Source organism: Achromobacter sp. MYb9, assembly GCF_002975275.1.
Taxonomy (GTDB): Bacteria; Pseudomonadota; Gammaproteobacteria; order Burkholderiales; family Burkholderiaceae_B; genus Achromobacter.
Genome location: NZ_PCOQ01000031.1, coordinates 42,480 through 67,629, shown reverse-complemented (window position 1 = coordinate 67,629; position 25,150 = coordinate 42,480). Strand labels below are relative to the sequence as shown.

The 25,150-nt window shown below is 63.8% G+C and carries 20 protein-coding genes; 12 read left to right on the top strand and 8 right to left on the bottom strand.

Going from position 1 to position 25,150, the window contains the following annotated elements:
* The first annotated feature begins 210 nt into the window (after positions 1-210).
* From CQ050_RS27960 to CQ050_RS27945, 4 genes are all read left to right on the top strand, one after another.
* Positions 211-648: an acetyltransferase gene (locus tag CQ050_RS27960; RefSeq protein WP_105560087.1), complete on the top strand. Its 438-nt coding sequence runs from the start codon at positions 211-213 to the stop codon at positions 646-648.
* Between the two features lie 357 nt (positions 649-1,005).
* On the top strand, positions 1,006-1,647 hold the full coding sequence (locus tag CQ050_RS27955; RefSeq protein ID WP_105560086.1) for an arylsulfatase: 642 nt from the start codon (positions 1,006-1,008) through the stop codon (positions 1,645-1,647).
* 158 nt (positions 1,648-1,805) lie between these two features.
* Positions 1,806-3,053, top strand: coding sequence for a hypothetical protein (locus tag CQ050_RS27950; RefSeq protein WP_105560085.1), 1,248 nt, complete (start codon positions 1,806-1,808; stop codon positions 3,051-3,053).
* Between the two features lie 88 nt (positions 3,054-3,141).
* Positions 3,142-3,609: a MarR family winged helix-turn-helix transcriptional regulator gene (locus tag CQ050_RS27945; RefSeq protein WP_199196950.1), complete on the top strand. Its 468-nt coding sequence runs from the start codon at positions 3,142-3,144 to the stop codon at positions 3,607-3,609.
* A 78-nt stretch (positions 3,610-3,687) separates the two neighbouring features.
* Here CQ050_RS27945 and CQ050_RS27940 read toward each other — a convergent pair whose 3' ends face one another.
* From CQ050_RS27940 to CQ050_RS27925, 4 genes are all read right to left on the bottom strand, one after another.
* On the bottom strand, positions 3,688-5,004 hold the full coding sequence (locus CQ050_RS27940) for an MFS transporter (RefSeq protein WP_105560084.1): 1,317 nt from the start codon (positions 5,002-5,004) through the stop codon (positions 3,688-3,690).
* Positions 5,005-5,066: 62 nt separating this feature from the next.
* Complete coding sequence (locus CQ050_RS27935) at positions 5,067-8,039, bottom strand: cytochrome c (protein WP_105560083.1); 2,973 nt, start codon at positions 8,037-8,039, stop codon at positions 5,067-5,069.
* A complete protein-coding gene (locus CQ050_RS27930; RefSeq protein ID WP_105560082.1) occupies positions 8,036-8,557 on the bottom strand; it encodes a (2Fe-2S)-binding protein in 522 nt (173 codons plus the stop codon). Before CQ050_RS27930 ends, CQ050_RS27935 begins: the two co-directional genes overlap by 4 nt.
* A gap of 112 nt (positions 8,558-8,669) precedes the next feature.
* Positions 8,670-9,827, bottom strand: a complete 1,158-nt coding sequence (locus tag CQ050_RS27925; protein WP_105560081.1) for an FAD-dependent monooxygenase — start codon at positions 9,825-9,827, stop codon at positions 8,670-8,672.
* Between the two features lie 320 nt (positions 9,828-10,147).
* On the opposite strand from CQ050_RS27925, the gene CQ050_RS27920 reads away from it, so the two are divergent.
* From CQ050_RS27920 to CQ050_RS27900, 5 genes are read left to right on the top strand one after another with little or no spacing between them, the layout of a single operon-like run.
* Positions 10,148-10,924 (top strand): Asp/Glu racemase, encoded by a 777-nt coding sequence (locus tag CQ050_RS27920; protein ID WP_105560080.1) that lies wholly within the window; start codon positions 10,148-10,150, stop codon positions 10,922-10,924.
* Complete coding sequence (locus CQ050_RS27915; RefSeq protein ID WP_105560079.1) at positions 10,921-11,757, top strand: alpha/beta fold hydrolase; 837 nt, start codon at positions 10,921-10,923, stop codon at positions 11,755-11,757. Before CQ050_RS27920 ends, CQ050_RS27915 begins: the two co-directional genes overlap by 4 nt.
* Before the next feature lie 45 nt (positions 11,758-11,802).
* Positions 11,803-12,876, top strand: coding sequence for a 2,5-dihydroxypyridine 5,6-dioxygenase (locus CQ050_RS27910; RefSeq protein WP_105560078.1), 1,074 nt, complete (start codon positions 11,803-11,805; stop codon positions 12,874-12,876).
* Entirely contained in the window at positions 12,873-13,559 is a 687-nt protein-coding gene (locus CQ050_RS27905; protein WP_105560077.1) for an isochorismatase family protein, read from the top strand. The genes CQ050_RS27910 and CQ050_RS27905 overlap by 4 nt, the downstream gene beginning before the upstream one ends.
* A 42-nt stretch (positions 13,560-13,601) precedes the next feature.
* Entirely contained in the window at positions 13,602-15,896 is a 2,295-nt protein-coding gene (locus CQ050_RS27900) for a molybdopterin cofactor-binding domain-containing protein (RefSeq protein WP_105560076.1), read from the top strand.
* On the opposite strand, the gene CQ050_RS27895 is transcribed toward CQ050_RS27900, so the two are convergent.
* From CQ050_RS27895 to CQ050_RS27885, 3 genes are read right to left on the bottom strand one after another with little or no spacing between them, the layout of a single operon-like run.
* Positions 15,878-16,423, bottom strand: coding sequence for a GAF domain-containing protein (locus CQ050_RS27895; protein WP_105560075.1), 546 nt, complete (start codon positions 16,421-16,423; stop codon positions 15,878-15,880). The two genes, CQ050_RS27900 and CQ050_RS27895, sit on opposite strands and share 19 nt — an antisense overlap.
* Positions 16,420-17,775 (bottom strand): MFS transporter, encoded by a 1,356-nt coding sequence (locus CQ050_RS27890; RefSeq protein ID WP_105560074.1) that lies wholly within the window; start codon positions 17,773-17,775, stop codon positions 16,420-16,422. The genes CQ050_RS27895 and CQ050_RS27890 overlap by 4 nt, the downstream gene beginning before the upstream one ends.
* Before the next feature lie 34 nt (positions 17,776-17,809).
* Positions 17,810-19,039: an amidohydrolase family protein gene (locus CQ050_RS27885; RefSeq protein WP_105560073.1), complete on the bottom strand. Its 1,230-nt coding sequence runs from the start codon at positions 19,037-19,039 to the stop codon at positions 17,810-17,812.
* 263 nt (positions 19,040-19,302) lie between these two features.
* Between CQ050_RS27885 and CQ050_RS27880 the strand changes: the two genes are divergently transcribed.
* Positions 19,303-20,253, top strand: coding sequence for a LysR substrate-binding domain-containing protein (locus CQ050_RS27880; RefSeq protein ID WP_105560072.1), 951 nt, complete (start codon positions 19,303-19,305; stop codon positions 20,251-20,253).
* Between the two features lie 55 nt (positions 20,254-20,308).
* Here the strand turns inward: CQ050_RS27880 and CQ050_RS27875 are convergent, their stop codons facing one another.
* Positions 20,309-21,445 (bottom strand): FUSC family protein, encoded by a 1,137-nt coding sequence (locus tag CQ050_RS27875; RefSeq protein WP_105560071.1) that lies wholly within the window; start codon positions 21,443-21,445, stop codon positions 20,309-20,311.
* 163 nt (positions 21,446-21,608) lie between these two features.
* On the opposite strand from CQ050_RS27875, the gene CQ050_RS27870 reads away from it, so the two are divergent.
* Together CQ050_RS27870 and CQ050_RS27865 are read left to right on the top strand one after the other, a co-directional pair.
* On the top strand, positions 21,609-22,625 hold the full coding sequence (locus CQ050_RS27870; protein WP_105560070.1) for an amino acid ABC transporter substrate-binding protein: 1,017 nt from the start codon (positions 21,609-21,611) through the stop codon (positions 22,623-22,625).
* Between the two features lie 175 nt (positions 22,626-22,800).
* Complete coding sequence (locus tag CQ050_RS27865) at positions 22,801-24,936, top strand: ATP-dependent helicase (protein ID WP_105560069.1); 2,136 nt, start codon at positions 22,801-22,803, stop codon at positions 24,934-24,936.
* Positions 24,937-25,150 lie beyond the last annotated feature (214 nt).

Below are 25,150 nucleotides of genomic sequence, written 5' to 3'. Positions count from 1 at the left end.
TGCCCTTGTTCCATGGCACACGATGGCCAACGGTGACATTCGCGGATTCCATGACAATCTCCTTTCACGTAAAGGAAGATTCAGTGTGCCCCTACGGAGGGTCGCTATCCGACCCAAAACGGGCCTTCAGCATTGTCCGAAGGGTGCAACGATAGTGTGGCAGGCGCGAGCAGGCGTACTTCACCTAAACTTAAAATTTTGAAGGTTGCTATGTACACATTGCGCAGATCGCGTCCTGAAGATGGCCCCGCGCTTGTTGACCTTTGGCGGCGCTCCGTAGACGCCACCCATCACTTTCTCGATGCCGAAGATCGAAAGGCCATTGATGCCGAAGTGTGTGGTTTTCTGCCCCATGCACCGCTGACCATTGCCGTCGATGAAAACGACCATCCCTATGGATTTATGCTGATCGATGGGACCCATATGGAGGCGCTGTTCATTGATCCCGATGTCCGTGGAAACGGTATCGGTCGTCAATTGTTGCAGCAAGGATTGCCGTTACATGGTTCATTAACCACGGACGTCAACATGCAGAATTCTCAAGCTGTCGGCTTCTATCAACGGATGGGATTCGTCGAAACTGGACGTTCGGAGAAGGATTCACAGGGACGGCCTTATCCCTTGATCCATCTACGTTACCCAGGCTAGTTGAAAAGTAGGCAGTCGCAGCTTCAAGAGACCTGAAGCGCACTCCTCATGTCGGTCGGGTGGGAACCGGGATGTTCTTTCCACTACCGTCCTTGTGCCCTGCCGTAGGTCCGCTCCTGGCCGATTTCTGCCGCTTATTCCGAACGGCGCTCGACTCCCTTATGCTGTTGTTCAAAGCCCGCAACCCGCATTGCGAGCTGCCTTTTTCATGGCCTCTCTGCGATCTTTCCCGAGCACGAGCCCCACGCAACCTGCATAGAGGGAGAACTGTCGATACCAGTATGGCCAATGGCCTTGTTGCGACACAGCGCCAATAGAACAATCCGTTTCGAACCTTACTTCGACAGGATTGGTCGCATGAAAATCTCGTTTTTGCACACGATGGAAAGTAACGAAGCGGTCTTTGGGCTCGCCGCGGTGAAAGCGGGTTGGTCATCGGACCAGATTCGCCATGCGACGCGCGAGGACCTTCGGCTGGCCATGGCGCAGCCGTCGGCGCCGGGCGGCGGTGCGCATGGCCTGGTCCACGAAGCGCTGCGGGAGCTGATGGCCGAGGCCGACGCGGTAATCGTGACGTGCGCGACGCTTGGTCCTGCGGTCGACACCATGGAAGCCGCATCGGTTCCCATCATCCGGGCCGATGCGGCCCTGGCTAAAGCGGCGTCGCACGCGGGAAGCAACCTTGCCGTGCTCTGTGCGGTCGAGGCAAGCATTGCACCGAACCGGGCGCTCTTCGAACACTATGCGGCCGCCACCGGCGCCAGTGTGACGGTTCAATTGATTCCCGGCGTCTGGGCGCTTTACCAGGAAGGCAAACAAGCGGCATGCCTGGCGGCATGTGCGCAACACGCGGATGAGGCGTATGCCCAGGGCTTTGATGTCGTCGCCTACGCCCATCCGTGGATGGCGGAAGCTGCGGAGGGGGTGGAAAGCAAGCACCGACCCATCCACGGTGTTCAGGCGGCGTTAGACGCGGCCCGCGCCGCGCAAGAGGCGTAGCGACGGCTGACCGACGCGGCCGGAAGCGGCGCGGGGCTTGACGACGCGGCCGAGCGATTTCGGGCCCTTGATAACCCATTCATCAAGGGCGCAGTGTCAGGTACAGTTCCAGTACCGCAATATTGCGCAAGCCCAAAAGATATTCCGCTCCCGGCGCGATGACGACAAAAACCTACCGGCACTACCTTTTCGGCATCATCCTCTCGGTCGCTTTGGCGGGTTGGCTTGCCGCGCTTGGCATCATCGCGGTGGCTACCCCGAACCTGGGCTGGGGAATCGTGGCTCTGCTTACCGGTGCGATCTGGGTGGGCGTGCCGCTGGCGATTCTGCTTGCGATCACGTGGATCGCTTATATGGTGCGTGATCGGGGGCAAGTGCCGGGACGCGTGCATGCGCTGCTTTTCGTGCCTGCGCTGCTGGCGTTGTTGATCTACCCAGTCAGCGATTCCATCGAACGGGGCAAGTACGACGCGTTCAGCGCGGCCCATCCTCCCATTGGAGAGACACACGTCAATCTAAGCGGCAATGACCTGTGGATCGATACCAAGCCCTCGGCCAGCACGTCTTCCGGCGCCGGCCCGAACCTGCCGCTTGCGGCCAGCAAGCCGGAGCAGTTCGCGGCTTTTATCCGCTACCCCACACCGACAACCGGCGCCAACGCGCCCTCTGCATTTCCGTACGATGGCGCGCGGTTGAATGACAAGATCCAGCAGTACACCTATCGCCTTGCGTCGGGCGACGCGGGGGCTTCGCTACCGTTGAAGCGCCTTCCCTACCCGGATCTGACGCCGCTCTTTCCCGCGTTGGGAAAGAAAGAAGCGACGATGGTCAGATATTTCTATTTCCACTATCCCGACCATGTGGAAGTTGCGCCCGCGCTGCAACGTCTGGCCGGAATGACAGAGCAACAGCTGGACGGCAAGAAGCAGACAGGGCTGGTTCTTTTCAAGACACAGAACTACATGCCGAACGGCATCGCTCGTTTGGAGATCAATGGGCAGACGCTGGATATCGGCGAACGCGCGCTAGCGCCGGTCATGCCGCTGCCCGCGTCGTGCCACGACTACCCGTACCCAGCGGGCGGGGCTTTTGCCGACCTGGGCCAACCGTTGACGTTGCGCTGGCAAACGTTGGACGCCCCGCATACGTGGCATACGGCCACGTTGCAGGTTCCCGCTTTCCGCCAGCCTGGACGGATGAACGGGGAATCAACGCTGTTGCGGGTCCAGCTTTATTTCCTGCCGGACGGCACCGTCGAGGGCGAGCGGTTTGTGGAAGTTCGGCAGGCGCGGGATCAATTGGCGATTCGCGCAACGGGCGTGCCGCCGCGCGCGGCCGCCTATACCCGCTGCGGCGGCGCATTCAGTGCGTTCAATCCGCAAACGGTGAAGCTGCTGGCGGACTGACTTCCGGTTCAAACGAAACCCGCCAACGCTCAAACCGTGTACCGTTGACAAAAGTCATGATATTCATCGCAGTACTTCAGATAGGCTTATGCGCACTATGAAAGGCAAGTCCTCGTCCACGAAGGATGGCTATTTGTTTTCTGATCAGATAGGTCACCTGCTGCGGCGTGTCTATCAGCGGCATACCGCGCTATTCCAGCAATACATACCCGATTCGCAACTTACCGCCGCTCAATTCGTGGTGTTGTGTTCCGTGCGGGACAATGGCGCGAGTTCGCTGGCGGATCTGGTCAAGGCAACGGTTATCGATCAGGCCACCGTGCGCGGCGTGGTAGACCGGTTGAAGCAGCGCGAACTGGTCCAGGTAGACCACGACCCCATCGACCGCCGTAAAGTCGTTATCAATCTGACGCCTATCGGGCAGGAACTGGTTGCCCAGATGGAGCCGTTTGCCAAGCAGATTACCGAAAGCACCTACGGCAACTTGAACCCCGCCGAACGCCTGGCTTTGGATTTCCTGTTGACCAAAATGCTGAACGGCGACGAACAGGCATAACGCCTGTTCGTCGCCGTCAGTCAATCCGCCTGGCAGTCAGCCAGGCGATCATTCAAGCCCCGATCATTCAAGCCCCGATCATTCCAACGCGCGGTTGCGCGACTCCACGTCCACCGACCAGATGGAGATTGCACCCGCCACCAGCATGCTGGACAGCACGACCAGCGACAGCGTGAAGTGGCTGCTCATGATGGGCGCGATGATGGCCGGCGCAAATAGCCCGCCGAAACGCGCCACGGCGCCCGCCATGCCCATGCCGCTTGCGCGCAGGTCGGTCGGGTAGACCTCGGGCGTGAATGCGTACAAGGCGCCCCACGTGCCCAGCAACGAGAAGCTCATCAACAAGGTCGAACCGATCACCACGGCGGGGGACGTGCCCAGGCTGTACAGCATGCACCCCACGGCGCTCAGGATCAGGAAGCCGACCAGCGTGGGCTTGCGGCCCCAGCGTTCCACGCCATAAGCCGACAGCGCGAAGCCGGGCAACTGCACCAATGCCAGCAGCACCAGGAATTCCTGGCCGCGCATGAAGGCGAAGCCTTCGGTGCTGAGCTTGACGGGTAGATAGACGAAGACGCCGTAGTACGCGATGGAGATCAGCGCCCATGCCAGGAACAGGCCGATGCTGCGGCGCCGGTAACCGGCCGAGAACAGGGCGAACATGGACTTGTGCCCCGGCGTTTCGGGCTGCAGGTGAGGCATATCCACGTCGCGGCGGTTGACGCGGGCCACGCGTTCCAGCACCTTGCGCGCCTGATCCGATTTACCGTTGCGGTTCAGGAACATCGGCGACTCGGGAATATAGAAGCGCAGCACCACGCCGATCAGGGCAGGCAGCCCGGTCACGAAGAAAATTACGCGCCACGCGTCATCGCCCCAGGAGGCTGCGGCCAGGGCCAGCAGCGCCAGGAAAATCGTGCCCACGGCCCAGAACGATTCCAGCAACACCAGCCAGCGTCCGCGCCGGTCGCTGGGCAGGAATTCCGCCATCATCGTGTAGTCCACAGGCAGCGTGCCGCCCACGCCGATACCGGTCAGGAAGCGCAGGAACAGCAACCACGTGAATTCCGGCGCGAAGGCCGAGGCCACACCAGCGCAGGCGTCGATGACCACCGCGATCATCAGGACCGGACGCCGCCCGATGCGGTCTGCCATCCGGCCGAACACGAATGCGCCGATCAACATGCCGATGAAGAAAAACGTGCCGCTCTGCAATGCCTGCGGCACGGTGATGCCGAAGGTCTTGGCGATCGACGGCGCACTGAAGCCGATCGACAGCACCTGCATGGCGTCGGCCAGCCAGACCAGGCCGAATATCACGAAGAGCCGGTACTGGAACTTGCCGACACCCGCCACCTGGATGGCTTTGTCCACTGAAACCAATGAAGCTGACATAGATGAAAAACCCCTTGTTGTGATCAACACAAACTGCTGCACGCGTTGTGGCCGCGCTTCCTTTAGTTCAGCTCCGCGTGCTCGCGCAGCCTGCTAATCGTGTCTGTCGAATCTGGCCAGGCGTCCTTGCCTGGCGCATGGCGTTCCCGCAAATAGCCGATCAAATCCGCGATCTGCCTGTCGTCCAGCGCGTCCTTGAATCCCGGCATATAGCCCAGCTCGTCGTTGGCGGGCGTCCGGATGCCGTTGAGGATCACCTGGATCAGGTTGTCGGGCGTTGCGGCGTGCAAATTGGTGTTCGCGCTTAACAGGGGCTTCACGCCGAACAGCGTGGGGCCGCTACCGGCTTCATGGCACACCGCGCATGCGTTCTGATAGACGCGTTCGCCGTTTGCGCGGCGGCCCTGAAGGGACTGGATCGTGGCGGCGGCTGGCGCGGGTTGCGCGGCAGGTGTCGATGCGGACGGTTCCGGCTTGGCGTTGGCAGCACCCGCCGCCTGCGGCAGATCCAGCAAATACGTGGTGATGGCCTTGACGTCGCTGTCGGGCAATTCCGCCAGACCATGGATCACGGGCGCCATCGGACCGGCCGCGACGCCGTGGCGAGGCGAATAGCCCGTGCGCAGATACTGGAACAGATCATCGCCCGTCCAGGCGCGGGCGCCCGTGGCCAGTTGGCTCAGCGCGGGTGCGGTCCAGCCCTCGGCCTCGCCGCCCGCCAGGTAGTTCACACCCGTCTTTTCCGCGCCCAGGCGGTTGCGGGGCGAGTGGCATGCCGCGCAATGGCCGGCGCCCTGCACCAGATACGCGCCACGCAGCCATTCCGCGCTGCGAGAGGGATCCGGCGTGAACGGCCTGGCATCGTGGAACAAGGCGTTCCAGCCCGCCAGCAACGGACGGACGTTGAAGGGAAACGCCAACTGCGTCTTGGGCGGTTCGGCACGCACAGCGGGCTGCGACATCAGATAGCCGTAAAGCGCCTGCATGTCCGCGTCGCTTAGCTTGGCGTAAGCCGTGTACGGAAACGCGGGATACAACTGGCGCCCGTCTTGATGCACGCCGTGGCGCATGGCGCGCTCGAACGCGGGGTATGACCAACGGCCGATGCCGGTGTCATTGTCGGGCGTGATATTGGTGGTGTAGATGGTGCCGAACGGCGTATCCAGCGCCAGGCCGCCCGCGTTAGCCTTGCCACCAGGCGCGGTGTGACACGCGATGCAATCGCCCGCAGCCGCCACCAGGCGTCCGCGCTCGATCGCGCCCGCGGAATACAGCGATACGTCCGGCCCGGCCGTTAGCGGCAGTGCAGGCTTCATCGGCCACAACGCGACGGCCATTCCGGCTACGCCCGCCATCCCCGCAGCCAGCCAGCCCCACCCCCGCGCCAGCGGATTGCGCGGCCGCTCGCGGCGGCTACCGGCTAGCGCCAGCCGCAGTTGCTCGGGGTCAAACGGAGCCTGCCGCAGGCGCACGCCCGTTGCGTCGTGGATGGCGTTGGCGATGGCAGCGGCCGCAGGCAGCGTCACGACGCCGTCCACGCCCAGTTGTCCTTGCGTCACCACGCCGCCGTCGGCAAGACCCGCTCGAGACAAGCCTTTTTGCCCTTCATGCTTGCTTAGCGCGCTGCCGGGTTCGGCTGCCGCGCTCGCCCCGGGACTGATCCAGTCATCAAACGCCGGCGGCCCGGCCAGGAGCCGGCGCGCGCTGGCAAGCAGCCGTGGCGTCTGATGCTCGATTTCAGGCAAGACGGGCGCAATCTGCGCGGGCTGCAACGGCTGACTGTCGTGCCCGGCCACCACCCGCGTCACATCTACCCGGCCGGTCTGGGGCTGCACCGTCACTTCGGCGACCCAGGCGCACCAGACCATGCGGTCAGCGCCGGTCTCGTCCACGCACTGCACTTGTGCAGCCGCGAATCCCGTGCCTCGCAACGTGCCGATTTCCGCCACAGCCTCATCGGCCGCAGCAGGCAATTCCGCCCGTGCCACCACCTGGCGCGCCAGCTCCAACCCTTGCCCCGCTGGAAGGTGGCACAACCGCCACGCCACGGGGTCTTCGCCACGGGCCACGGCCTGCTCGTGCCACAGGCTTTCCTCGGCAAACACCTGCGCCGCATTCAACTCATCCACGCTGGCGCGCAGCGGTCGAGTGGCGCCCTTGTTCGCGTGCACCGTCACGTCACTGCACACCGTCGCTTGCGCGAATGTGAGGGCATGCCCGGGCTGGCTCAACAGCCGCGCCACGCTCGGGCGCATTGCCCAGGGCGCATCCGACCACAACACCATGGGCTGCGGTTCGTCGGCGCCGGTATCGGGCACCGGCGCTTTTGCATCCGGGGCAGGCGCGGACGCTACCGCCGATTGCCGCACGTGCAGCACCAGTTCATCCGCCATTCCGGCATGGCAGGCCACGCAGACCGGCCGGCCCGCCGCCCGCGAAAGCAGCGCCGCGTCGGCCGCCGCATCCAGCAGGTCCAGCGGATGCGGCGCGTCTTGCCGGGCTGTGGCCGTGTCGCCGGCATCCATGACCGTCAACCGTATCGCGGCCAGGGGTTGCTGCAGCAAGACGGATAGCTCGCGCCGCAGTTGTTGTTGAACATCCTGCGCGCAGGCGGGCAGCCACACGCCGGTGTGCCCGTTAATGCTCCACACCGTAACCCGACCCGCTGCCTTGGATTCGCCTGACGGCAGCCGCAATCCGTAGCGCAGCCGATCCGTGTCGGGCGCAGACGGTCGCGGCGCCTGATTCGTATCCGGGGCTTGCCAGACGGCAGCCAACGCCACCGCCGCTTGCCGGGCATACAGCGAGGTCACCGCCACGACGCCCGCGAAATGTTCGTGCTGCACCGTCGCGACCACGCCCGCCAGGCTGCGAGCGTCTGACAGACGCACGCCAAGCAGCCGGCTTCCGCGATAGCGCGTGCCATCCCAAGCCAGCTCGGGGGGACGCAGGGCGATGCCGTGCAATAGGTCTGTGGGCAATGCGGGCGACAGGCCGGCGTTTGCCGACGGCGCTGCAAAAGCGTTCGCGCTCATCGTGGGGAGTCTTCCGCAGCGCCCGCTGCGCGCAATTGCACGGCCCGCAGCGCCGCCTGCATGATTTCCACATGCGTGCCGCAACGGCAAAGGTTGTGTTGCAGTTCGCTGCGCAGGGCTTGCTCCGTAGGGCAGGGATCTCGGCGCAGCAGGGCTTCCACCGTCATGATCATTCCATTCAGGCAATAGCCGCATTGCGCCGCCTGGCAGTCGATGAACGCCTGCTGGGTCGGCCCGGGGTGCTGCCGCGTGCCCAGCCCCTCCAGCGTGGTCACCGCCCTTCCCTCTGCCGCCCTGACCGGGATCACGCAGGACCGCGCCGCCACGCCGTCGATCAGTACCGTGCAGGCGCCGCATTCACCCAGGCCACAGCCGTACTTGGGACCGTTGAGTTCCAGGTCATTGCGCAGCACGTGCAGCAACGCCGTATCGGGCGTCGCCGGCACGTCGTGCGCGCCCCCGTTGACCGTCAAACGGAGGGAAGGCGGAGCGTTGCTTGGAGTGGCTGAGGATCCCATGGGCGTGACGCGTGGCTGCAGTGTGAAAGGGTGAAAGGTTGCCGCTACGCGGGCCGGGGAGCAAGCCCCTTCTTTCGCCGGGGCAGGTTTCCAGGCGGCGCAGCGGAAAACATCACGCCGCGGCCTGCGACTTGGGGTCGACCAGCGGCTCGGTGAACACGTCGTAACCGAAGCACCACGATGGGTCCTCATTGGTGCGCAGCCAGGTGTTGTCGTGAGAAATGCGCTGCACCTTGCTGGCGCGTTCGGCGCGGTTGGCCTCATACAACGCGAACGCAAGTTCATGGTTGTGCACGCCCACTTCCTTGAAGCACCGCGCCAGCATCGCGCCGTCTTCAATGGCCATGGCCGCGCCCTGCGCCATGTGAGGCTTCATGGGGTGGCAGGCGTCGCCCAGCAGCACCAGACGGCCGCGGCTCCACAGCGGCAACGGATCGCGCTCCAGCAGCGACCACTTGGTCACTTCCACCGTGGCGTCGATCAGCGCCTGCACCGTGGGATGCCAACCGTTGAAGGCCTCGCGCATTTCGTCCTTGCTGCTAGGCAGCCAGCGGTCGTTCAGGTCCCAATGCTCGACCGGCACGCCGGTAACGTAATAGAGCTCGTCGGCCTTGCCGGTCACGAAGTAGGTCATCATGTGGCGGTCGTCGCTCCACCACTTCACGCAGGCGTCGAAGGGCAGCATTCCAGCCTTGACCTGCGGCGTGGGAAACACGGCCCGGTGCGCCAGATAGCCTGCGTACTTGGGCAGTTCCGGCCCCAGTAGTTCTTCGCGGATGCGGGAGTTCACGCCGTCGGCGCCGATCACGATGTCGGCCTCTTCCGAGGAGCCGTCGGCAAAGTGCATCACCACCACATTGCCCCGGTCCTCTACCTGGGTCAACGACTTGTCGTAGGCAACGGCGCTTTTCGGCAAGGCGTCGATCAGCAAGGCGTGGAAGTCGCCGCGATGCACGGTGAGGTACGACGCACCGTAGTGCTTGACGGCGTAGTCGCCCAGCGGAATCTGCGCCAGGATGTCGCCCGTTTGCCAATGGCGGCTGTACCAGTAGTCCGGGTGGGAGCCTTGGGCGTTCAGCGCGTCCTCCACGCCAATCCGGCGCAGGATCTTCATGACGTTGGGGCCCACATGGATGCCGGCCCCTAGCCGCGAAAAGCCCGGCGCCTGCTCGTAGACACGGACATTCAGTCCTTCTTTGAGCAACAGCGCCGCGGTTGCGGCGCCGCCAAGACCGGCGCCGACGATGGCGATACGGGGGGATGTGGACACGGGGCTTCTCCTTGCTGAATGGTGAATGACTGGATAAGTGAATGCTTGAACACGTTGCGGGCCATCTCGCGGCAGTGCCGGCGCATGGCCATGGAATTTGAAAAATTATGAAGTACACACTTCATTTGTCGATATCAAATTTTTCAATCCACGCGTAAACCCGAAGACAGATCACCAAAATAGTGCATGTTTTTCACCGTATTAGGTGAAAACCACTACGAAAACCAGGTTGGCTATCTGCCTCGCTCTTTGCAAGAATAGAGCGTATACGCTTCTTTTGAATTTATCGGAAACCCTAGGCCCACCCCTCAAGGCACCCCATGACGAAGAATTTTCGAATCGGCCAGATCGTCCCCAGTTCCAACACGACCATGGAAACCGAAGTCCCCGCGATGCTGCAGGCGCATTCGTCGCTTCGACCCGAGAACCGCTTCACTTTCCATTCCAGCCGGATGCGCATGAAAAAGGTGCAAAAGGAAGAACTGGCAGCGATGGATGCCGAAAGCGACCGCTGCGCACTGGAGCTCAGCGACGCGCGGGTCGACGTGCTGGGTTACGCCTGCCTGGTGGCCATCATGGCCATGGGTCGCGGCTACCACCGGGTCTCGCAGAAGCGCCTGTCCGAGCGCACGGCGGAGAACGGCGCGTCGGCGCCCGTGATCACCAGCGCCGGCGCCCTGGTCGACGCGTTGCACGTCATGGGTGCGAAGAAGATTGCGCTGGTGGCGCCCTACATGGTGCCGCTGACCGAACTGGTCATGGACTACATCGCCGCCGAAGGCTTCCAGATCGTGGACTGGCGCGCGTTGGAAATTCCCGACAATCTTGAAGTGGGCCGCCACGACCCCGCCCGCCTGCCCGGCATCGTTGCCGGCATGAACGTCGCCGACGCCGATGTGATCGTGCTGTCCGCCTGCGTGCAGATGCCGTCGCTGCCTGCCGTCTCGCAAGTCGAAGCCGAAACGGGCAAGCCCGTGCTGACCGCCGCCATCGCCACCACCTACGCGATCCTGAAAGAGCTGGGCCTGGACCCGGTGGTGCCGGGCGCGGGCGCCCTGCTCTCGGGCGCATATCCCTATTCCAGGACCGCACAATGAACCACGCAGCCAGCACCTACCTCTACGGCGGCCACGTCCACGCGAATGGCATCCGCCAGCACTATCTTCGCTATGGCGGCAACGCGGGCGAACGCGCCGAACGCCTGTCCGTCATCATCATCCCCGGCATCACCAGCCCCGCCGTGACGTGGGGCTTCGTGGCCGAACACCTGGGCCGTCAGTTCGACACCTATGTGCTGGACGTGCGCGGACGTGGGTTGTCGGCATCCGGCCCGGGCCTGGACTACGGGTTGGACGCGCAAGCCGCCGACGTGACGGCCTTCGCCCAGGCGTTGGGCCTGGACCAGTACGCGCTGGTCGGCCACTCCATGGGCGGGCGCATCGCCGTGCGCGCCGCTGGCCAGAAACCTCGGGGCCTGGCGCGCCTGGTGATCGTCGATCCGCCGGTATCCGGCCCGGGCCGCCGCGCCTATCCCGCCAACCTGGCCTGGTACGTGGACTCCATCCGCCAAGCCACCCACGGCATGACCGCCGAAGACATGCGCGCGTTCTGCCCCACCTGGACGGACGCGCAACGCCAACTGCGCGCCCAGTGGCTGCACACCTGCCATGAACCCGCCATTGTGCAGAGCTTCGAAGATTTCGGGCGTGACGACATTCATGCCGACTTGCCCGGCATCGCCGTGCCCCTGCTGCTGATGACGGCGGAGAAGGGCGGCGTCGTCGGCGACGACGACGTGGCCGAATGGCAAAGCCTGGCGCCGCAGACCCAGCATGTGCGGGTGCCCGGCGCCGGCCACATGATTCCCTGGGACAACGAAGCCGGGTTCTACGCCGCCTTCGGCGACTTCCTGGGCCGCCCGCTGGACTGAACCGCCGCCCATCCCTTCCTTCTGCCGCCTTCCCAAGGAAATCCCATGTCCGTCAGCGATATCGACCTGATCCACGCCTGGAAACAGGTGCTTGCGCTCTCCCGGCTAGAGGCCGGCCAGATCGTCACCGTGCTTACCGGCGCCGACACGCATCCGCAAACCCTGCGCTGCGCCATCGCCGCCGCGACCGACATGGGCGCCCGCGTCAACCGGCTGGATCTGCCGCCGGTCAATGCCGACAAGTCCATCAGCCGCGACGCCCTGGCCTACCTGGGCACCACGCCGCTGACGGGCAACCCGGCCGCCATCGCGGCGTTGACGGCCAGCGATCTGGTGCTGGACCTGATGACGCTGCTGTTTTCGCCGGAACAACACCAGATCCTGCAGACCGGCACCAAGATCCTGCTGGCGATCGAACCGCCCGAAGTGCTGTGCCGGCTGGTGCCCACGGAAGCCGACCGCACCCGCGTCCAGGCTGCCGCGCGCCGGATCGAGGCCTCGCGCCAGATGCACATCACGTCCGCCGCCGGCACCGACCTGCGCTGCCAATTGGGAGACCTTCCCGCGATCTCCGAATACGGGTTCGTGGACCAGCCCGGCCGCTGGGACCACTGGCCCAGCGGCTTTGTGCTGACGTGGCCCAACGAAGGCCAAAGCGAAGGGCGCGTGGTGCTGGACCGCGGGGACATCCTGCTGCCCATGAAAGACTACGTGACCGAGCCCATCGAACTGGTCATTGAGAAAGGCTACGTCACCCGCATCAACGGCGGATTGCAGGCCGAGATCCTGAAGGAATACATGGCGGCCTACGAAGACCCGGAAGCCTACGCCGTGTCCCATATCGGCTGGGGCCTGCAACCGCGCGCGCAATGGTCCATGCTGGCCCACTACAACAAGGAAGCCCACATCGGCATGGACGCCCGCGCCTTCGAGGGCAACTTCCTGTGGTCCATGGGCCCCAACAATGAGGCCGGCGGCAGCCGCACCACCGCCTGCCATATCGATATCCCCATGCGCCATTGCAGCGTCGCACTGGACGACCAGCCGGTCGTGATCCACGGCGTCGTGCAGGACGAACCCGGGCTGGCCCGCGCCGCCCGCCGCAAGGAAAACAAATGAGCCCCGCTGCCCAGACCATTCCCACCCAAGGCGCCGCCGGCGACATCTCCGCGTATTCGCGGCAAGGCTTTGGCAACCCGTTGCCATTGAAAGCCCCGTTCGGGCTGCTTATCGTCGACTTCGTCAACGGCTTTGCCGACCCCGCCGTGCTCGGCGGCGGCAACATTCCTGAAGCCATCGCGCAAACGCGTCATCTGCTGGCCCACGCCCGCGCGCGCGGCTGGCCGGTGGCGCACAGCCGCATCGTGTTCTCGGACGACGATGCCGACAGCAACATCTTCTGCCTGAAAGTGCCCGCCATGCTGGCACTGAAGGAACATAGCCACAACAGCGCCATCGTGCCGGAACTGGCCCCCGCCGCCGGTGAATACGTGGTGCGCAAGAGCACCCCATCCGCCTTCTTCGGCACCATGCTGGCGCCATGGCTGGCGCAACGCGGCGTGCAGACCCTGCTGGTGGCCGGGTGCGTCACCAGCGGCTGCGTGCGGGCCAGCGTGGTGGACGCGATGCAGGCAGGTTTTCGGCCATTGGTCGTGGCGGACTGCTGCGGCGACCGCGCCCTGGCTCCCCACGACGCCAACCTGTTCGACATGGCGCAGAAGTACGCCGCCGTCATGCCGCTGGATCAGGCAATCGCCGATACCAACGCCCTGGCGCCAGCCCCACTGTCTGATGCCGGGTAATGGCGGCATAATCCCTTTTCCGGCCCGGACGCCCCCTGCCCCATGAACCTGCCTCAGCCTCACGTACTGGTCGGCACGCTGCTTGCGCACCCCGACGCCTTGCTGATCGTGCGCGAGCCCTCTGCCCCGCCCCGGCCGGCACCGGGCCAACCCGGCACCGCATCGGATTACGTGCAGGCGACGCCCGAGATATTCATCGCGGTACTTGGCGACGGCGCAGAACCCGGCTGGCGCGTGCTGGCCTTCAATGGCCACGTGGACCTGGGCACGGGCATCAAAACGTCCCTGGCCCAGATCGTCGCTGAAGAGCTGGACATTCCGATGTCGCGCCTGGACATGGTGCTGGGCCACACCGCTACCGCCCCCAATCAGGGGCCCACGATTGCCAGCGCCAGCATCCAGATATCGGCGGTTCCGCTACGCCGCGCCGCCGCGCAGGCCCGCGAGCATCTGCTGGCCATGGCGGCGCGGCAGTGGGACTTGCCGCGCGATGCGCTGCGCGTGCGCGACGGGGTGATCCGCCCGGCAGACAGCAGCGACCCGCGCCAATTGCACTACGGGCAACTGGCGCGCGGCCAGCACACGCGGCTGATGCTGGCACCGCCCGATCAGGCGGTGCGCCTTAAACCCGTGGAAGACTACCGGATCGTGGGGCAAGGCGTCGCCCGCGTGGACATTCCGGCCAAGGCCACCGGCGAACTCAGTTTCGTGCACGATGTGCGCGTGCCGGGCATGCGCCACGGGCGCGTCGTGCGACCGCCCCACCCGGGACGCGACGCCGGCGACTTCATTGGCCATTGCCTGATCGATCTGGACCGGGAATCCGTGGCCCACCTGCCCGGCAACGTGCAGGTCGTGGCGCAGGGGGATTTCATCGGCGTGGTGGCGGATCGCGAAGAACAGGCCATTGCCGCGATGCGCGCGCTGAAAGTCCGCTGGAAGCCCATTCCCCCCGCGCCCCGCCTGGACAACCTGGCCGATGCCATCCGCGCCCAACCCGCGCGCGCCCGGCCCCTGATCGAAGACGGCGACGTCGATACCGCATCCGCAGGCGCCGCCACGCATCTGCGCCGCAGCTACGTCTGGCCCTACCAGATGCACGCCTCCATCGGCCCCTCGTGCGCCGTCGCGGACTTCCGCGATGGCCGCCTGACCGTCTGGACGGGGTCGCAAAACCCGCACATGTTGCGCACCGACCTGGACCGTCTGCTGAAACTGGGTGAAGGCCAGATAGACCTTGTGCGGCTGGAAGCGGCGGGGTGCTACGGCCGCAACTGCGCCGACGACGTCTGCGCCGACGCGGCGTTGCTGTCCATCGCGGTCGGTGCGCCTGTTCGCGTGCAGCTCACCCGCGAACAGGAGCACCAGTGGGAACCCAAGGGCACGGGCCAATTGATGGACGTCGCCGCCGCGATCAACGCCAACGGCGATCTGCTGGCCTACGACTTCGCCGTTCGCTATCCGTCCAACGACGCGCCCATCCTGGCGCTCTTGCTGACCGGCGCCATCCCGGGCGAGCCCCGCACGCTGGAAATGGGCGACCGCACGGCCGCGCCGCCGTACCGCTACCCGAACCGGCGCGTAGTCTGCCACGACATGGCGCCACTGGTGCGCGCGTCGTGGTTGCGCGGCGTGTCGGCGCTGCCCAATTCGTTCGCGCATGAATGCATGATTGATGAACTGGCGCACGCCGCCGGCGCTGACCCCGTCGACTACCGCGTGCGGCATCTGGACGATACGCGCGCCATCGCGCTGATCCAGGCCACGGCCGAGCGCGCGCAATGGCACCCGTTCACACCAGGCAGCCGCGGCACGCCCGGCCCCGACGGCCAATTGCGTGGCCGGGGCGTCGCCTATGCGCGCTACGTGCACAGCAAGTTTCCGGGTTTCGGGGCCGCGTGGGCCGCCTGGGTCATCGACCTGCGGGTGGACCCCGCCACCGGCCGCATCCACGTCGAACGCATCGTCGTCGGCCAAGACACCGGCATGGTCGTGAACCCGGACGGCGTGCGCCACCAAATACACGGCAACGTCAATCAGACGCTAAGCCGCAGCCTGCTGGAGAAAGTCGATTTCGACGCCGCCGGCGTGGCCAGCCGTGAATGGGGCGGCTACCCCATCATCGGCTTCAAGGAACTGCCGCCCATCGACGTCTTGTTGATGCCGCGCCAGGACGAACCGCCCATGGGCGCGGGCGAGTCCGCCTCGGTGCCCGGCCCCGCCGCCATCGCCAACGCGCTTTTCGACGCCACCGGGCGGCGCTTCAATGAAGCGCCCTTCACGCCCGACGTCGTGCGCGCCGCGTTGGCCACGCCCGCTCAGACGCTATCGAGCTGAGCGCGATCCACCTGCGCCGCCGCCGACTGCGCAGCCCGCATTTCGTCAAGAAAGATTGGCGCGCACAGGCCGGCGATCAGCGCCGCCAGATCGTGATCCGCCGCATCGTAGGCATGGCGGCCAGCCAGCAGGTTCAAAGAGCCGATCACCCGGCCCTGGTGCCGCACGGGCAGGTTCAATGCCGATTGCAGGCCACGGTCGATCAGCATCGACGCCTCGGAAAACACCGAGCGCACGTCGTCTTCGTTGCTGGCCACATACAAACGCCCCTGCTCCAGCACATGGCGCGACCAAGGGCCATTTCCCGTTGCCTTGAAGCCGCCCAGCGGGCTGATGCTTTCGTCGGACGTGTACAGGCGCTTCATCAGACGATGCTCTTCCAGATACAGCAGCGCGGTGAACAGCCGATGTCCAAAGGCCGCTTCCAGCAGCCCGGACACCACCTGCCACTGCGCCTCGCGGCTGCTTGCCAATCCCAGGGCGCGCGCGTGGCCCGCCCAGGGCGAAAACACCGACGGCGCCGTCATGCGTTGATCTCCTCAAGAACGACGCCGCGCGTGTTCTTGCCAAAGAACAGGATGCCCAGGCCGCCGACGAGCAGAATCGCCGTCATCATCGCGAACACCCCCGCAAAGCCCAACACCGGATACGCCACGCCCACGATGGTCGGAGAAGCAATCGAACCGATCCGCGCAAAGGCCGACGCAGCGCCCATGCCGGTCGCCCGGATGGAGGTGGGATAGATCTCGGCGGTGTAGGTGTACTGGCCCGCGATCACGCCATTCATGCCGAACGACAGCAACATGCTCAGCATGATGATCTGGTGTTCGCCGCTGGCCAGCGCCAGGCCCAGCGCCGACAGGCACGACAACAGCATGTAGATCAGGATCGTGTATTTGCGGCCAATCCTGTCGTTGAAATACGCGGCCGAGAAGTAGCCCGGAATCTGCGACAGATAGATCAGGATGGTGTACGAAAAACTCTTGGTGATCGTGAAGCCGCGTTCGACCAACAGGCTGGGAATCCACACCAGGAAGGCGTAGTAGCAGAACAGCACGGTGATCCAGAACACCCACACCAGCACGGTCGTGCCCAGGTAGGTCTTCGAGAACAAGGACGTCAGCTTGTCCATCGCGCTTTGCGGGTTTTCGGCGGCGGTGGCGGCACGGCGCGTCGCGATGGGCATGGGCAGCGGATGGCCCAGCTTCTGCTGCACTTCGGCCTCGATGGCCGAGCAGATGCGGTCGGCTTCGGCGGTCTGGCCCGTGTGTTCAAGCCAGCGCGGCGATTCAAACAGCGACTTGCGCCACCACAGCAAAAACACCACCGGCACGGAGGCAATCACCATGATCCAGCGCCAGCCGTCGTCGCTCATCGGAACGATGAAATAGCCCAGCAAGGCCGACAGCACGAAGCCGAACGAAAAGAAGCCCGCCAGCGCGCCCGTGAAGCGGCCACGGTATTTGCTGCTGACGAATTCGGCCAGGTACGGCGCGATGATGGCGCCTTCCGCTCCCATGCCAATGCCGGCGATCATGCGCAGGATGTAGAACTCGTGGTAGTTGCGCGCAAACGCGTTGATGAACGTGGCGACGCAGAACAGCATCAACGCCCACATCATGATTTTCTTGCGGCCGTAGCGGTCACCCAGGATGCCCGAGAACAGCGCGCCCACCAGAAAGCCCACGTACGTGCTGCTGGCGATCCAGCCGATCTGGCCGGTGGATAAGCCCCACTGCGTGCGCAACGAAGGGATGATGAAGGCGATGATGCCGGCGTCCAGCGCTTCAAACGCAAGTCCCAGGCCGCCGATCATCAGCAACCTGAAATGGAAGCTGGAAAACGGCAGCCGCTCCAGGCGGTCCGATACGGAATACATGGTGAAGATTTCCGGGAGTAAGGGTGAAAGAACGTCAGCAGGCGTTCTTGTGCAACAAGCCGCGGTTCATGATGAGCTTGATGGAATCGGGCTGCGTCAACAGGGCAATGTCGTCCAGCGGGTTGCCGTCGACCAGCAGCAGGTCGGCGTGCGCGCCTTCGCGGACTTCGCCCAGCAGGCCTTCCTGGTTCAGGATTTCGGCGCCGATCAACGTGGCTTGCTGGATCACCTTGGCGTTGCCCAGCACGCGGGCGCGCAAGGGCAGCTCGTCGGCTTGCATGTAGTGGGTTTCGCCCAGCAGGTCGCTGCCGTAGCCCATCTTCACGCCGACGTCGTCCAGGATTTCCAGCGCCTTCAAGCCTTGCGTGCGCACGGTGGCGATCTTCTTGACCGAGTCGGCCGGCAGGCCATAGCGCTCGCCGTCATTGGCCAGCCCTTCGTAGGTGATCAGCGTGGGCACCATGTAGGCGCCGTGTTCCTTCATCACCTCGGCTGCCTCGCGGTCAACCAGGTTGCCGTGTTCGATGGTACGAACGCCGCAGCGCACGGCACGCGTGATGGCGCGCGGCGTGTAGGCATGCGCCATCACATAGGTGTTGGCATTGCTGGCTTCTTCAACGATGGCGATCAATTCGGATTCTGAAAACCCCAGGTTCTGGATCGGGTCGTTCGGCGACGCCACGCCGCCCGACGCCATGACCTTGATCTGCGTGGCGCCTTTCAGGATTTCTTCGCGCACGGCCAGGCGGCAGTTGTCGACGCCGTCAACCACGCGGCCGATGTTGCCGATCTTGACCGAGCACGGGCACGGGTCCAGTTCGTCGTTACGCGGCCGGAAGTCGCCATGGCCGCCCGTCTGCGACAAGGCCTTGCCCGAGCAGAACAGGCGCGGGCCATCGACCACGCCATCCAGCACGGCTTGCGCCAGGGCCCAATCCGCCCCGCCGGCATCGCGTACCGACGTGAAGCCCCGGTCCAGCATGCCCTGCATGATGGGCAGCGCGCGCAGCAGCGCCAGCGCATTCGGCAGCGCCGCCACGCGCCCCAGGTTGAACGACGAGGCCACCACGTGCACGTGGCAGTCAATCATGCCCGGCATCAAGGTCATGCCCTTGGCGTCGACCACTTCGGCGTCGGGCACCGTCAGGTCGTCGGCGCTGATGCGGGAGATCATTCCGTCTTCGATCAATACGTTGGCCGCGTCTTCGAGGACCAATGATCGGGTATTCAAGATCTTGCAATTCTTAACAACAACCGGCTTCATAAATAAATCACGCTATCTGTTCAACATGCAGGAAATTCAGCATGGCGAACTCTACCGGTACAATCCAAACGTCCGATACCGGGTCTCCCCTTAGGCGTTCGACACAAAATTGAACAGCCTTATGAGCTTTACTCATACCCCCCTTTGCGGGGCTCACGTCCACACGGCTTCATATCTGGATTACGTATCCGCATTCCCTATCCGCAACGCATAGCGGGATTTCGCACACCACCATGAGACGTCGCTGCCCCACCCTGTCCGAGTTGAACGCGTTCACCGCAGCGGCACGCCATCTGTCGTTCTCCAAGGCGGGCAAGGAACTGTTCGTGACGCAAAGCGCGATCAGCCGGCACATTGCCACGCTGGAAAGCTATCTGGGCCACGCGCTGTTCATCCGCGCCACCAATGGCTTGCAGCTGACACGCATGGGCGCCACGTATCTCAGCCTGATCCGGCCCGCGCTGCATACGCTGGAAAGCGCCACGTCGCAGGTCATGGCCACGCAGCAGTCGGCCAAGTCGTTGAACGTATCGGCGGCGCCCACTTTCGCCGCGCAGTGGCTGTTTCCCCGGCTGAAAACGTTTCGCGCCTTCAATCCCGATATCTCGGTCAACTTCGTGCGCTACAGCGTGGCGGATTACAAAAGCACTGAACTGGATTTCGATGCATCCATTCAGTATGGCTACGGGGATTGGCACGATGGCGATGCCAAGTACCTGACCGGGCGTGAAACCCGCCTGGTGTGTTCGCGCGATTATCTGGAACAGCACCCCATCAACAGCCTGGAAGATATCAAGCAGTGCACACTGCTACAGCACATCGAGATTCCGCTGTCTTGGGAATATTGGTTCTCGACGTATATCGGCGATTATGACCGCGCGCGCTTTGGCCCCGGGTTCAATCTGTTTTCAATGATTATCCAGGCGGCATCGTCCGGCTTCGGGGTGGCCTTGATGCCGCATTGCCTGATCGAAAAGGAACTGGCGACGGGACAGCTGGTCGATGTGTTCGACCGCACGTTTGAAAGCCCGCTGGGGTATTACCTGTGCGCGCCGAATTGGCGCAGCAACATGGAAAGCTATGACCGCCTGAGCCAGTGGCTGTCGCATGAATGTTTGCATCGGGCGGCCGTGGAGGGTGGCACGGCGCCACTCCCCCCGCCGGATGCCGATTGCCCCTATTGCGTGGCGGGGCTGGCGGCCACGGGCGGATAAGCGCTACGCAAACATAAGGGCAACGGGCGGCATCCGCAGGCCCGAGCCAGCGCAATCAGTTCACCCGGTTCGGCAGCACCGCACGCATCCACCGGCTTAGGCGTGGCCGGATGCGCTGGTTATGCAGCAACACGGCGCCCAGCACCCCGATGAACGCGCCAATGACCGTATCCACAAACCGCGCTTCAATGACGTCGGCGGGATAGCCCTGGCCCAGATGCGGCGCTTCGGCCAGGAATATGGTCAACGGCGTAATCAGCGCCACCGCGCTGGCATAGTGCCTGACCACCAGCGTTTCAATACCGAATGACAGCGCCATCATCACCAAGGCAAGCGTCCACACATTCAACGGCAGGCTCAATAACGCCCACGCCACGCACAAACCTACCGCCGTTCCCAGTATCCGATGCAGTTGCCGATTCCACGCGGCCCACAGGCTTGCCCCCTGGATAATCGCCAGGCAACTGACCGGCACCCAATACGGGCGTGGCAGTTGCAGTAATTCGGCCACCAGCAAGGAAATGCCCACGAACAGGCCGATGATGACCGAGTCGTACACAACAAAATCAAACGTGGGTTTGGGCGGCACGGCTTCCGGCGGCGGTGGCGCCACGCGCGTCATGTGCAGGCAATACGCAAACGCCACCAGGCAGGCCACCAGGCATCCCAGCGCGACCATGCCGACGCGCATCGGCACATCTTCGATATGCCCGGGGGTATACGCGGCAATGGCGGTGGCCATGATGAAGAACAGGCTGCCCGGCGGCCCCAGCCGATAGCAGCGGCACACCATGTTCACCAAAATGGCGATGACGGTCAGCGCGGCAATCATCGCGGTCGGCCAGAACTGGGTCAGCGCGCCAACGGCGTAGCAGGCCACCATGCCGAACGAGGCGGCCAGCAACATCATCATCCGTTGCGCAAGTGAAGTATTGGGCAGGCTAAGAAACACCATGCCGCCAAGGCTGGACATCAGGCCATAGTCCATGCGGCCAAAATACGCGCCCACCATTAATGGCAAGCCGGAAGACAGCGCGGCCGCCAGTGGCATTTCCCAACGCCGGTCGCTGGCATTGACGCGGGTCAGTTCGCGCCACGTGCCTTGCACCTGCTGCTTGACGAAGCCACGTCCCGGGCGGTGCCGGGGCTGACCGCCGTCGCCAGCGTCTTCCGGTGGTTCTTTCTGGTTCATTTATCACCCCTGTGTTGGCCCGCAAGAATTATCCCGCGTAAATTCCGCCCAGTGGATTTAACGGGAATTCCCTGATACTCCCGCCCAGACGGCGTGGCTACCATTCCGCGCACCTCGGCCCGCGGCCGACAGAATACCAATGCGCCCATCGCGCGGAGACACCATGAAAGCACTCAAACACGTTGCGGCAGGCACCGCCTTATTCCTTTCGTCCTGGGCCGCCACGGCTGGCGTGACTTTCGACAGCGTCAAGAACAAGGGCTTTGTCCAGTGCGGCGTCTCGACCGGCGTGGCCGGCTTTTCGGTCAATGACAGCAAGGGCGGCTGGATCGGCCTGGACGTCGACCTGTGCCGCGCGCTGGCCATCACCATGTTTGGCGACCCCGCCAAATCCAAGATCATGGCCGTCAGCGCCGTGCAGCGTTTCACCGCGCTGCAATCCGGCGAAGTGGACGTGCTGCCGCGCAACACGACCCTGTCGCTGACCCGCGACACGACCCTGGGCCTGATCGGCGTCGGCGTCAATTACTACGACAGCCAGGGCATCATGGTGAACAAGTCCCTGAACGTGAAAAGCGCCAAGGAGCTGGACGGCGCGACCGTGTGCGTGCAGCCCGGCACGACGACCGAACTGAATCTGTCCGACTGGTTCCGCTCGCAGAACATCGTCTTCAAGCCGGTGGTGGTGGAACGCCTGGACGAGATCATCCGCGCCTTCGCGGTGGGACGCTGCGACGCGTTCACCGGCGACAAGTCGCAGCTGGCCGCCGCCCGCACCAACCTCGAGAACCCGGAAAAGTACGACATCCTGCCGGAAAACTTCTCGAAGGAACCGCTGGGCCCCATGGTCCGCCAAGGCGACGAACAATGGTTCAACGTGGTCCGCTGGACGATGTTCGCCATGCTTGAGGCCGAGGAATATGGCATCACGTCGAAGAACGTGGACGAGATGCTGAAAAGCACCAACCCCAATGTGCAGCGCCTGCTGGGCGTGACCCCGGGCATGGGCAAGAACCTGGGCGTGGACGACAAGTGGGCCTACAACATCATCAAGCACATCGGCAACTACGGCGAGAGCTTTGAAAAGAACCTGGGCCCCAGCAGCCCGCTGAAGCTGTCGCGCGGCTTGAATGCGTCGTACCGTGATGGCGGCCTGATGTACGGCTGGCCGGTGCGCTAAGCGCCGCCTTAGCGGGTGATACGAGGCCCCTGTAATGGGGCCTGAACGGCCGGCGGCCGCCCTGTGCGACCGCCGGCCGTCTGCATTGCGCGGGCGCACTTTCGGAATCGTTACACTGGCGTCTGACCCCAGCGACATTCCTCAGCGACTTCCTGCTCGCGCCTTCACCGCCCCGATGACGACAACTTCCCCTTCGACCCAGTTCCTCCCTGCCGGATTCGTTCCCACCGACGAACAGAAAAAGATCCAGGCCTCGCGGAACCGGACCAGTCTGGTGGTCGCCAACGCGGGGGCCGCCAAGACGACGACCCTGGCCCTGCGCATCGGCGAAGCGCTTGCCAGGGGCTTGCCGCCTGAAGACATCCTTGGCCTGACGTTTACCGACGAAGCCCGGCAGGTTCTGCAGGCGCGCTTGGTAGAGGTCGGCATCGCGTACAACACGGCCAAGCGGGTCAACGTCCAAACCGTTGAAGATTTTGCACGGCGCGTGCTGTCCGGCATCGAGGACGGCAAGCCGGAACCCCTGCCGTCCACACGGGAACAGCAGGACTATGCGCTGTCCGTGTTGGAGAACGTGGCGCGCAACCATCCGCAGTACACCGACCTGCTGGATATCCGCACGCACAACACGGCCGTCAGCCAGTTCCTGGACAACCTGCTGAAGCTGAAAGCCACGATGACGCTTGCGCCGGATGGCGGCGACGATCCCGTCTACGCGGCAGAAACCCTGAGACTGCCGCTGACGGATTACCTGTGGGCCGTGGAATATGAGAAACAGCGCGTCGATGTATTCGGCTATGTCGACGCCCGCGGTTTTTTCGACGCCACCTATGATCTGGCCTGCCTGCTACGGTCCAATCCGGATTCGCGTTTGGACCTGCCCCGCTACAAGCTGGTGGTCTGCGACGAACTGCATGACATGAACGAAGCGTCGTTCTGCATTGTGGAAGCGCTGGTCAGCGCCGACACCACCTACTTCGTCGGCGTCGGCGACAAGGACCAGGTCATTTATTCGCACCTGGGCGCGGACGAATCGTTCCTGCAGCATCGCATCGCGGCCAGCTTTACGGACTGCGCCCATTTCCCGTTGACGATGACGTACCGCCATGGCCCTCATCTGGCCTACGCGATGGAAGCCTTCAAGCAGAAGCCCGTCGACTCGAATCTGCCTGTGCGCACGGATATCCACGAACGAACCTACGCCAGCGCGCCCGGCGCTTGCGGCGCCGAAGTCGTCAAAGCCGTTCTGCAGTGGAAGCAAGACGGCCAGGCGCTGGACCAGTGCTGCATCCTGTTCCGCGACGCCCACCAGTCCATAGAAATAGAAAATGCCCTGATGAACGCCGGCGTGCAATATCGCACGCTGACCATGGACAGCTACCTGCTGCGCGAAGAGATTCTGTTCCTGCGCGGCATGGTCGCCATCGCCCTGGACGACTTCCATCACGTGGCGTCTCCCAAGACACGCGAGGCCATCGTGGAAGCGCTTGCCACGTTCGCGGAAGTGCCGCTGGAACCCGACGAACTGCGCGAAGCCAAAACCACGCTGGCCAAAGAACCGTCGGCGCTGAAGCACTTTTTCGACGGCCAGATCCAGCGCGTAGGCAGCGTGTCGGCCCGCACACGCATCGCGGACGCCGTGTCTTACCTGCGCGGCTTGTCAGTCGATTCCCTTGCCCAACCCGCACTGGAGCAAGTCTGCAACATCATGGACATGGATAAATTGGCCAAGCGCCTGTACATCCATCCCTACGAAGCGTCGGTGGTTACGAAGTCTGTCGCCGGATTCATCGCCACGGCACGGGATTCCGGAAAGACGCTGAATCAGTTCTCGGAATGGATCGGCGCCGCGGAAGCGTTTGCCGGTGGACGGCCAGGGAAAAACGCCGTCTTGATGGACTGCATCGTGAACGTGAAAGGCAAGGAATTCCCACACGTCGTCCTGCCGTTCCTGGACGCGGGAGAGTTTCCGAATCCGCTGCGGGAATTGGGGGAAGAAGAGAATCTGTTTTACGTCGCGGCAACACGGACGAAAACGCGGCTGACGCTGGTCTCGTCGGAGGACCCGGCGCGGCGTAGTGTGTTTGTAGACCGGATGCAGCTGGCGGCAATTCAGAAACGGGCGGATACCGCGTTACGTCGAAACATGGCCGCACCCACACAAGCCGTGGGGCACCGCGACCTTCGGGTCGCGTATGAGAACAAGGACGTGGTGAAGGCGCTGGGGGCACAGTGGGATAAGACCAGGAAGGTCTGGTATGTGCCCAGTGGAATGGATTTGGAGCCGTTCCGGAACTGGTTGGCGGACTGAGAAAAAGCCTTGGGACCCGAGTCATTTACTCGGAACCCGAGCCTGCATGGCGCACCGTTTCTTTTTGCAACATAACGGGTTCTCTTCCGCGTAACTTGAAAGCACATGCAAGAACGGGCGGGCTCACCGTCCGGGGCCGCCCGAATCCCCGTTTATGATTGCAAGGTAGCGAGTATGCCCAAATGCGTTACTCTCCCCTCCCTCAATCATTCCC

What these genes read in the sequence shown, in the direction of transcription:
- CQ050_RS27960 (WP_105560087.1), top strand. Translation starts at nt 211, where the DNA reads ATGTACACATTGCGCAGATCGCGTCCTGAAGATGGCCCCGCGCTTGTT.
- CQ050_RS27955 (WP_105560086.1), top strand. Translation starts at nt 1,006, where the DNA reads ATGAAAATCTCGTTTTTGCACACGATGGAAAGTAACGAAGCGGTCTTT.
- CQ050_RS27950 (WP_105560085.1), top strand. Translation starts at nt 1,806, where the DNA reads ATGACGACAAAAACCTACCGGCACTACCTTTTCGGCATCATCCTCTCG.
- CQ050_RS27945 (WP_199196950.1), top strand. Translation starts at nt 3,142, where the DNA reads ATGCGCACTATGAAAGGCAAGTCCTCGTCCACGAAGGATGGCTATTTG.
- CQ050_RS27940 (WP_105560084.1), bottom strand. Translation starts at nt 5,004, where the DNA reads ATGTCAGCTTCATTGGTTTCAGTGGACAAAGCCATCCAGGTGGCGGGT.
- CQ050_RS27935 (WP_105560083.1), bottom strand. Translation starts at nt 8,039, where the DNA reads ATGAGCGCGAACGCTTTTGCAGCGCCGTCGGCAAACGCCGGCCTGTCG.
- CQ050_RS27930 (WP_105560082.1), bottom strand. Translation starts at nt 8,557, where the DNA reads ATGGGATCCTCAGCCACTCCAAGCAACGCTCCGCCTTCCCTCCGTTTG.
- CQ050_RS27920 (WP_105560080.1), top strand. Translation starts at nt 10,148, where the DNA reads ATGACGAAGAATTTTCGAATCGGCCAGATCGTCCCCAGTTCCAACACG.
- CQ050_RS27915 (WP_105560079.1), top strand. Translation starts at nt 10,921, where the DNA reads ATGAACCACGCAGCCAGCACCTACCTCTACGGCGGCCACGTCCACGCG.
- CQ050_RS27910 (WP_105560078.1), top strand. Translation starts at nt 11,803, where the DNA reads ATGTCCGTCAGCGATATCGACCTGATCCACGCCTGGAAACAGGTGCTT.
- CQ050_RS27905 (WP_105560077.1), top strand. Translation starts at nt 12,873, where the DNA reads ATGAGCCCCGCTGCCCAGACCATTCCCACCCAAGGCGCCGCCGGCGAC.
- CQ050_RS27900 (WP_105560076.1), top strand. Translation starts at nt 13,602, where the DNA reads ATGAACCTGCCTCAGCCTCACGTACTGGTCGGCACGCTGCTTGCGCAC.
- CQ050_RS27895 (WP_105560075.1), bottom strand. Translation starts at nt 16,423, where the DNA reads ATGACGGCGCCGTCGGTGTTTTCGCCCTGGGCGGGCCACGCGCGCGCC.
- CQ050_RS27890 (WP_105560074.1), bottom strand. Translation starts at nt 17,775, where the DNA reads ATGTATTCCGTATCGGACCGCCTGGAGCGGCTGCCGTTTTCCAGCTTC.
- CQ050_RS27885 (WP_105560073.1), bottom strand. Translation starts at nt 19,039, where the DNA reads ATGAAGCCGGTTGTTGTTAAGAATTGCAAGATCTTGAATACCCGATCA.
- CQ050_RS27875 (WP_105560071.1), bottom strand. Translation starts at nt 21,445, where the DNA reads ATGAACCAGAAAGAACCACCGGAAGACGCTGGCGACGGCGGTCAGCCC.
- CQ050_RS27870 (WP_105560070.1), top strand. Translation starts at nt 21,609, where the DNA reads ATGAAAGCACTCAAACACGTTGCGGCAGGCACCGCCTTATTCCTTTCG.
- CQ050_RS27865 (WP_105560069.1), top strand. Translation starts at nt 22,801, where the DNA reads ATGACGACAACTTCCCCTTCGACCCAGTTCCTCCCTGCCGGATTCGTT.